The organism is Halolamina salina (assembly GCF_042678005.1).
GTDB classification, from domain to species: Archaea; Halobacteriota; Halobacteria; order Halobacteriales; family Haloferacaceae; genus Halolamina; species Halolamina salina.
The window spans coordinates 1-1,024 of sequence record NZ_JBHUDH010000056.1 but is presented as its reverse complement, the minus strand read 5'-3'; the positions used below and the strand labels follow the sequence as shown (position 1 = coordinate 1,024).

1 protein-coding gene is annotated in these 1,024 nt (G+C 70.9%); it reads left to right on the top strand.

What is annotated here, in order from left to right; genetic code table 11:
- Positions 1–896, top strand: an 896-nt coding sequence (locus tag ACFR9S_RS06625) for a DNA-3-methyladenine glycosylase family protein (RefSeq protein WP_379818309.1), incomplete at its 5' end; no start/stop codon positions are given.
- Positions 897–1,024: the final 128 nt, after the last annotated feature.

The following is a 1,024-nucleotide window of genomic DNA, read 5'->3' as shown; positions in this document are numbered from 1 at the left end:
GCAGCGATGCGTGGTACGAGACCGTCCTCCCGCCGACGCCGGGGCTGGTCGACCAGCCCACGGTCGTCCGTGCCCGGCAGCGTGGCGGCGTCGACGACGGGACGATCGAGTGGGAGGCCGGCGGTGTTCCGGCCGACACAGGGAACGACGCAGATCCCGCGGCACCGACCGAGTCGGTCGACGGCGAGTCGATCCTCACACATCTCCTCCGGCTCGACGACGACCTCGCGGCGATCTACGACGCGACCGACGACGGCGCGCTGCTCTCGCGGGCGTACGACCGCTACCGCGGGCTGCGGCTCGTCCGGGATCCCGCCTTCCCCTGCCTGATCTCCTTCATCTGCTCGGCACAGATGCGCGTGAGCCGGATCTTCGGGATGCAGCGGTCGCTCCGGGAGAGCTACGGCACGCCGGTCGATCTGGGCGACCGGACGCTGTACGCCTACCCGACGCCCGAGGCGCTGGCCGCGCGGACCGAGGACGAACTACGGGATCTGAGCCTGGGCTACCGCGCGCCGTACGTCCAGCGCACCGCCGAGATGGTGGCCTCGGGGGAGGCCCACCCCCGCGACGCGCGCGGCCTGCCGTACGAGGACGCACGCGAGGAACTCACCCAGTTCGTCGGCGTCGGCGACAAGGTGGCAGACTGCGTGCTGCTGTTCTCGCTCGGCTACCTGCAGGCAATCCCGCTTGACACGTGGATCAAGACCGCCATCGGCGACTACTTCCCCGACTGCGAGGGCGGCAACTACGCCGAGACCTCGCGGTCGATCCGGGAGCGCCTCGGCGCCGGCCTGCCCGAACGAGACGAGCCGTTCGGCGAGAGCGGCCCCGACGCGTACGCGGGCTACGCCCAGACGTACGTGTTCCACCACCTCCGCACCGACGGCGACTGACCACCCTCGCCGAACCGGCGACGACACCTCGAACCGAATCGGCGACACCCTCGTCCACCCGAACTGTCAAGCCGGCGTCCGCCGAAGCGACGCGCATGTCCACAACCCCGTACGGCGAGTGGGAGTCG